The 7,059-nt window shown below is 72.3% G+C and carries 6 protein-coding genes; 3 read left to right on the plus strand and 3 right to left on the minus strand.

Going from position 1 to position 7,059, the window contains the following annotated elements; translation table 11 throughout:
* Positions 1-58: 58 nt before the first annotated feature.
* On the minus strand, positions 59-409 hold the full coding sequence (locus tag ACFU7Y_RS36605; RefSeq protein WP_380770941.1) for a patatin-like phospholipase family protein: 351 nt from the start codon (positions 407-409) through the stop codon (positions 59-61).
* Between the two features lie 334 nt (positions 410-743).
* On the opposite strand from ACFU7Y_RS36605, the gene ACFU7Y_RS36610 reads away from it, so the two are divergent.
* Complete coding sequence (locus ACFU7Y_RS36610) at positions 744-1,196, plus strand: Rv3235 family protein (RefSeq protein ID WP_380770942.1); 453 nt, start codon at positions 744-746, stop codon at positions 1,194-1,196.
* 101 nt (positions 1,197-1,297) lie between these two features.
* Here ACFU7Y_RS36610 and secA read toward each other — a convergent pair whose 3' ends face one another.
* On the minus strand, positions 1,298-4,060 hold the full coding sequence (gene secA, locus ACFU7Y_RS36615) for a preprotein translocase subunit SecA (protein ID WP_224283336.1): 2,763 nt from the start codon (positions 4,058-4,060) through the stop codon (positions 1,298-1,300).
* 278 nt (positions 4,061-4,338) lie between these two features.
* Here secA and ACFU7Y_RS36620 point away from each other — a divergent pair, with 278 nt between their 5' ends.
* Entirely contained in the window at positions 4,339-4,896 is a 558-nt protein-coding gene (locus ACFU7Y_RS36620; protein WP_224283337.1) for a GNAT family N-acetyltransferase, read from the plus strand.
* 37 nt (positions 4,897-4,933) lie between these two features.
* A complete protein-coding gene (locus tag ACFU7Y_RS36625) occupies positions 4,934-6,145 on the plus strand; it encodes a winged helix-turn-helix domain-containing protein (protein WP_224283338.1) in 1,212 nt (403 codons plus the stop codon).
* Positions 6,146-6,157: 12 nt separating this feature from the next.
* Here ACFU7Y_RS36625 and ACFU7Y_RS36630 read toward each other — a convergent pair whose 3' ends face one another.
* Positions 6,158-6,910 carry a response regulator gene (locus tag ACFU7Y_RS36630; protein WP_374120067.1) on the minus strand — a complete coding sequence of 251 codons (753 nt, stop codon included), beginning with the start codon at positions 6,908-6,910 and terminating at the stop codon, positions 6,158-6,160.
* Between the last annotated feature and the right edge of the window lie 149 nt (positions 6,911-7,059).

Raw genomic sequence — 7,059 nt, forward strand, 5'->3', positions numbered from 1 at the left:
CCAACCACGCCCGTATGGCCCCGGTGGGCGGGGCCGCGGGCGCGGTAAACACCCCCCGTTAGGGCGGCGCCCCCCCCCCCCCGACGGCGGTGTCGTAGTCGAAGCCCACCCCGGCCAGCGGCCCCTCGGTGACCGGCAGGCCGCGCTGGTGATCGCGCAGCTGCTCGGGGCGGACGCCGCCGGCCAGCATCGCGGCGAGGATCGCGCCCGCCGAGGTGCCGAGCAGGACGTCGGCCCCGCCCGGCTGCCGCCCGGTGGCCTCCTCGACGGCGCACAGCGCGCCGACCGTCCAGGCCGCGCCGAGCATCCCGCCGCCGCCCAGCACCAGGCCGCGCCGCGGCGGGCCCCCGGCGGGCGGGGTGGTCCCCGCGGCCGCCGGTGCCGGCGCCGCCGCCACCCGTGTCGTCATACCGGCCACCCCTCGTCGTGGGAGCCCGGCCGTCGCTCCCGGTCAGGCTCCGATGGTGCGCTCAGGGCCGGTACGGCGCAACGCGGCGACCGGGCACCGCCACCCGGTCCGCCCAGCCGGAGCGTCCCCTTTCGGGCCGTACGGCCCGTCCCCCAACGTCAACCGGGCACCGCCGTACGACCCGTCCGACCCGCCGCCACATTGGTCGATTCACCCGGATAGGTGAAGCCGGCCGCCCGCCCCGACCGCCCCGGAAACCCGTTGCCGCCCCGCACGGTACGCCCCCAGCCTGGACCCGTCCGTACCCGCACCACCCGGCCGAGGAGCCGCCACCGTGACCGTCCAGTTCAGCGCCCACCTCACCGCCCGCCCGCACCGCCGTCCGCGCAACGCCGGCGGCTGCGACCCGGCCGGTCGCCGGCCCCGCCACCCGCGCGCCGCCTGCACCGGCACCCCCGGGCCCGACTCCGGGGCACTGGCCGCCCGGTTCGCCCGCCAGCTGGTCGAGGTGCTGACCGGCGCACGGCCCTCCGGCCAGCTGATGCGGCACACCAGCCTGGACGGCTACGGGCAGCTCGCCTCGCTGGTCCGGGCCGGCGCACTGCGCCGCGGCGGCCCCGCCGACCGGCCCCGGCTCGGCCCGGTGCACGACCGCTCGCCCTCACCGGAGGCGGTCGAGGCCTGCGTGCGGGTCGACCTCGGCCGACGGCACCACATGGTGGCCTTCCGGCTGGAGCAGCGCGGCCCGGCCGGACAGTGGCAGTGCACCGCCGTGGAGGCCCGATGAGCACCCTGCCGCGCCCCCGGCGGCACCGAACGGCGCAGGGCGCCGTCCCGGTGCGGGAACGGCGCCCTGCGTGGCGTCCTGGCCGGTGGCCGGCGGCCGGCTCAGCTCTTGCGGCGGCGGCCCTTGGCCGACTTCGCGGCCTTGCGGCGCTCGGCGCGGGTCAGGCCGTCGCCCTCGTCCTCCGGCGCGAGGTCCTCGAAGTCGCCCTCGACCACACCGCCGCCGACCTCGTCCGAGGGGGCCGTGTAGTGCAGCCGCTGCGGCTTCGGGGCCTCCAGGCCCTTGGCCTTGATCTCCGGGCGGGCGGCGTCCTTCTCCAGCTTGTCGAGCACCACCTGGGCGTCCTCGACCGGGACCTCCTCGACCTGCTGCTCGACCTGGACCTCCAGGTTGAACAGGAAGCCGACGGACTCCTCCTTGATGCCCTCCATCATCGCGGTGAACATGTCGAAGCCCTCGCGCTGGTACTCGACCAGCGGGTCGCGCTGCGCCATGGCCCGCAGGCCGATGCCCTCCTGGAGGTAGTCCATCTCGTAGAGGTGCTCGCGCCAGCGGCGGTCCAGCACCGACAGTACGACCCGGCGCTCCAGCTCGCGCATGATCTCCGCGCCCAACTGGTCCTCGCGGGCGCCGTACTGGGCCTGGATGTCCTCCTGGATGGACTTGATCAGGAACTCGGGGGTCAGACCGGCCGGGCCGCCTGCCTCCTCCTCCAGCTCCTCCAGGTCGAGGGTGACCGGGTAGAGCTGCTTGAGCGCGGTCCAGAGCTTGTCCAGGTCCCAGTCGTCCTCGAAGCCCTCGCCGGTGGCCGCCCGGACGTACGCCTCGACGGTGTCGTCCATGAAGTGGCCGACCTGCTCCTGGAGGTCCTCGCCCTCCAGGACGCGGCGGCGCTCGCCGTAGATGACCTCGCGCTGGCGGTTGAGCACCTCGTCGTACTTGAGGACGTTCTTGCGGATCTCGAAGTTCTGCTGCTCGACCTGGGTCTGCGCGGAGGCGATGGCGCGGGTGACCATCTTGGACTCGATCGGCACGTCCTCGGGCACGTTGGCCATCGAGAGCACGCGCTCGACCATGCCGGCCTTGAACAGGCGCATCAGGTCGTCGCCCAGCGACAGGTAGAAGCGGGACTCGCCCGGGTCGCCCTGACGGCCGGAGCGGCCGCGCAGCTGGTTGTCGATCCGGCGGGACTCGTGCCGCTCGGTGCCGAGGACGTAGAGGCCACCGGCCTCCTTGACCTCGTCCTGCTCGGCCTTCACCGAGGCCTTGGCCTTCTCCAGCGCGTTCGGGAAGGCGGCCTCGTACTCGTCCGGGGTGTCCGTCGGGGTCAGCCCGCGCTGCGCCAGCTCGGCGGCGGCCAGGTGGTCGGCGTTGCCGCCCAGCATGATGTCGGTGCCGCGGCCGGCCATGTTGGTGGCGACGGTGACGGCGCCCTTGCGACCGGCCTGGGCGACGATCTGCGCCTCGCGCTCGTGGTGCTTGGCGTTCAGCACCTCGTGCGGGATGCCGCGCTTGCGCAGCTCCTGCGACAGGTACTCGGACTTCTCGACCGACACGGTGCCGACCAGCACCGGCTGGCCCTTCTCGTGCTTCTCGGCGATGTCCTCGACCACGGCCGCGAACTTGGCCGGCTCCGACTTGTAGATCAGGTCGGGCTGGTCGATGCGCAGCGGCGTCTTGTTGGTCGGGATCGGCACCACGCCGAGCTTGTAGATCTGGTGGAACTCGGCGGCCTCGGTGGTGCCGGTACCGGTCATGCCCGCGAGCTTGTCGTACAGGCGGAAGAAGTTCTGGAGGGTGATGGTGGCCAGGGTCTGGTTCTCGTTCTGGACCTCCACCCCCTCCTTGGCCTCGATCGCCTGGTGCATGCCCTCGTTGTAGCGGCGGCCGGCCAGGATGCGGCCGGTGTGCTCGTCGACGATCATGACCTCGCCGTTCATCACGACGTAGTCCTTGTCCCGCTTGTACAGCTCCTTCGCCTTGATGGCGTTGTTCAGGAAGCCGACCAGCGGGGTGTTCACCGACTCGTAGAGGTTGTCGATGCCCAGGTAGTCCTCGACCCGGGTGACGCCCTCCTCCAGGATGCCGACGGTGCGCTTCTTCTCGTCGACCTCGTAGTCGCGGTCGATCTTCAGACGCATTACCAGCTTGGCGAAGTCGGCGTACCACTTGGTCGCCTGGTCGGCCGGGCCGGAGATGATCAGCGGGGTACGGGCCTCGTCGATCAGGATCGAGTCGACCTCGTCGACGACCGCGAAGTTGTGGCCGCGCTGGACGAGTTCGTCCTTCGACCAGGCCATGTTGTCGCGCAGGTAGTCGAAGCCGAACTCGTTGTTCGTGCCGTACGTGATGTCCATCGCGTACTGGCGCTTGCGCTCGGCGGGCGTCATGTTGCCCAGGATCACGCCGACTTCGAGGCCGAGGAAGCGGTGTACCCGGCCCATCCACTCCGAGTCGCGCTCGGCGAGGTAGTCGTTGACGGTGATCAGGTGGACGCCCTTGCCGGTCAGCGCGTTCAGGTACGCGGGCAGGGTGCCGACCAGGGTCTTGCCCTCACCGGTGCGCATCTCGGCGACGTAGCCGTGGTGCAGGGCGGCGCCGCCCATCAGCTGGACGTCGTAGTGCCGCTGGCCGAGCACGCGCTTGGCGGCCTCGCGGACGGTGGCGAACGCCTCGGGGAGGATGTCGTCCAGGGCCTCGCCGTCCGCGAGCCGCTGCTTGTACTCGTCGGTCAGTGCGCGCAGCTCGGCGTCGGTGAGGTTGACGAAGTCCTCTTCGATGGAGTTGACCTGGGCGGCAATCCGCTGCAGCTTGCGAAGGATCTTGCCCTCGCCGGCGCGCAGGATCTTGTCGAAGACGGACACGTGAGCGGGCTCCTTGCCTGTATTGGCACTGGACGACTGCACGGCAGGTCCACCCCACCGCACGGGCCATCGTATGCGAGGAGTCCAATCCCCCGGGAGGTGCGTCAGCACGGTATTCCCGTGTCACCCGCGCGAGCACATGGCCCGATAGCACCGTCCACCGGGACAAAACGGTCGGTGGGCCCGGGAGTTGGCCCCCGGCCGAACCGGCGGACCGACGGGACGACCGGCGGGATATTCGGATGCCCGTTTTCCTCGCCCGGCGAAATAATCCGTTCATGGAAGAAACCAGCACCGGCCCGGTCACCCTCACCACCGAGCGGCTCGTTCTGCGCGCCCCGCAGGAGTCCGACATCGACGCGGTCTTCGCCGCGTGCCAGGACCCGGAGATCCAGCGGTGGACCGTCGTCCCGTCGCCGTACCGGCGCGAGGACGCGGAGTTCTTCGTGCGCGATCTCGCCATCGAGGGCTGGCGCACCGGAGCGAACCGGATCTGGTGCGTGTTCGAGCGCGAGTCCGGCACCCTGGTCGGCTCCCAGGGGCTCGTCCTGCGCGCCCACGACCCGGGCTCCGCCGAGATCGGCTGGTGGGCCGTGAAGGAGTTCCGCGGCCGCGGCTACACCACCGAGGCCGCCCGCGCCGTCTCCCGCTACGGCCTGCGCGAGCTCGGCCTGCGCCGCCTGGAGTGGCAGGCCTACGTCGGCAACGACGGCTCCCGCGCGGTCGCCGAGAAGGCCGGCTTCCGCGTCGAGGGCACCCTGCGCTCGTACGCCGAGCAGCGCGGTGTCTTCCACGACGCCTGGATCGCCTCCCTGCTGCCCTCCGACCTGGACTGAGTCCGGGCTGTCGGTGCCCCCGGCTACGCTCGCCGGCATGACCGCCGCTGCCGCCCGCCCCGCACCCGTCGCCGCCCTCAGCGCGGACGACGCCCGCCGGATCGCCCTGCGCGCCCAGGGCCTGCTGGGCGCGCCGGACCGCCGTGCCGGGGTACGCGGGGTGCTGCGGCACCTGGGCGCCGTACAGCTGGACACCATCTCGGTGCTCGCCCGCTCGCACGAACTGGTGCCGTACGCCCGCCTCGGCGCGGTCGGCCGCCCGGCCGTCGAGGCGGCGTACTGGGGCGGCGGCGCGAGCTTCGAGTACTGGTCGCACGCGGCCTGCATACTGCCGGTCGAGGAGTGGCCGCTGTTCGCCTTCCGGCGCCGCCGCTACCGCGACCGCGGCCACCTCTGGGGCCACCAGGTCACGCCCGAGACCTACCGCGCCGTGCTCGACAAGCTGCGCGCCGAGGGGCCGTTGACCTCCACCGAGCTGGGCGGCGCCAAGAGGACCGCCGAGTGGTGGGACTGGTCCGACACCAAGATCGCCGTCGAGCGGGCACTGGCCTTCGGCGACGTGGTCTGCACCGAGCGCCGGAGCTGGAAGCGCGTCTACGCGCTGGCCGAACAGGCCATCCCGGACACCCTGTTCGGGCAGGAGCGGTCGGACGAGGAGTGCGTGCGCACCCTGGTCGCCCAGGCCGGCGCCGCGCTCGGCGTGGCCACCCGGGCCGACCTCATGGACTACCACCGGCTGCGCGCCGAGCAGTTGGACCCGGTGCTCGCCGACTGCGGGCTCGTCCCGGTCGAGGTGGCCGGCTGGGGCCCGGACGGCGCCCCGGCCCCGGCCTGGGCCGATCCGGCCGCCCTCGCCGCCGCCCCCCGCGGGCGCCACCGCACCACGCTGCTCTCGCCGTTCGACTCGCTGATCTGGGACCGCGCCCGCACCGAGCGGATCTTCGGCATGGCACACCGGCTGGAGGCCTACACGCCCAAGCACAAGCGGGTGCACGGTTACTTCGCGATGCCGCTGCTGGCCGGCGGCCGACTGGTCGGCCGGGTCGACCCGGCCCGCGAGGGCCGCACCCTGGTCGCCCGACAGGTCTCGCTGGACGGCGGTCGAGGGCGCGGCGCCCGGCACGTCGAGGCGCTGGCGACGGCCCTGCGCGACGCGGCCGACTGGGTCGGCTGCGACGAGGTGCGGGTCGGGGCGCTGCACGACGAGCGGCTGCGCCCGGCCCTGGAGAAGCTGCTGGCGGACCACTAAGTCCCGCCCGGCTCACCCTATTTCGAGGATCTTCTCCCGCATCGCGTACACCACGGCCTCCATCCGGGAGTGCAGCTGGAGCTTCTCCAGGATGTTGCGCACGTGGTTCTTCACGGTGTTCTCGCTGATGAACAGTTCCTTGGCGATCTCCCGGTTGTTCCTCCCCGTCGCCACCAGCTTGAGCACCTCCAGCTCCCGGTCGGTGAGCCGGGGCGCGGGCACCAGGTCCCGGTCGTCGGAGCGGCGCTGGATCATCGACTTGAACTCGGTGAGCAGCTTGGACGCCATCGAGGGGCTGATCTGGGACTGCCCGTCGGCGACCGCGCGGATCGCGGTGGCGACCTCGTCGGTGGAGATCTCCTTGAGCAGGTAGCCGGTGGCCCCCGCCTTGATCGCCTCGTAGAGGTCGGCCTCCTCGTCGCTTATCGTCAGCATGATGATCTTGGTACTGGGCGCCACGTCCTTGATCGCCGTGCAGGCCTCGATCCCGCTGCGACGCGGCATCCGGACGTCCATGAGGATGATGTCGGGCAGCAGGTCGGCGGCCTTCAGCACGGCCTCGGCGCCGTCCCCCGCCTCCCCGACGACCCTGATGTCCGGCTCCTCCGCGAGGACGATCTCCAGCCCCCGGCGGAACAGCGCGTGGTCGTCCACCACCAACACACGGATCGGCTCACCCCGGTGCGGCTCGTACGCGGGCTCCTCCTCCGCCCCCAACGGCAGCCCTGGCCCGACCCCGGGCCCCAGCCCGAAGTGATCCCCCATCCGCTCCTCCCCCTTCGCGGGTCGTCGTGCGCCAATCATTCCACGCCCCGGCGCCGCCGCGGTCACCCTCCGATGCCGATTCCCCCGCATCGGGTGACCCCCTCCGTCCGGGGCGCGACGCCGCCCGAACCACCCCGCCCCCGAACGCC

This window comes from Kitasatospora sp. NPDC057542 (genome assembly GCF_042801945.1).
GTDB lineage: Bacteria > Actinomycetota > Actinomycetes > Streptomycetales > Streptomycetaceae > Kitasatospora.

Excerpts from the sequence above, each read along its gene's own strand:
- ACFU7Y_RS36630 (WP_374120067.1), bottom strand. The coding sequence starts at position 6,910 with ATGGGGGATCACTTCGGGCTGGGGCCCGGGGTCGGGCCAGGGCTGCCG.
- ACFU7Y_RS36620 (WP_224283337.1), top strand. The coding sequence starts at position 4,339 with ATGGAAGAAACCAGCACCGGCCCGGTCACCCTCACCACCGAGCGGCTC.
- ACFU7Y_RS36605 (WP_380770941.1), bottom strand. The coding sequence starts at position 409 with ATGACGACACGGGTGGCGGCGGCGCCGGCACCGGCGGCCGCGGGGACC.
- ACFU7Y_RS36625 (WP_224283338.1), top strand. The coding sequence starts at position 4,934 with ATGACCGCCGCTGCCGCCCGCCCCGCACCCGTCGCCGCCCTCAGCGCG.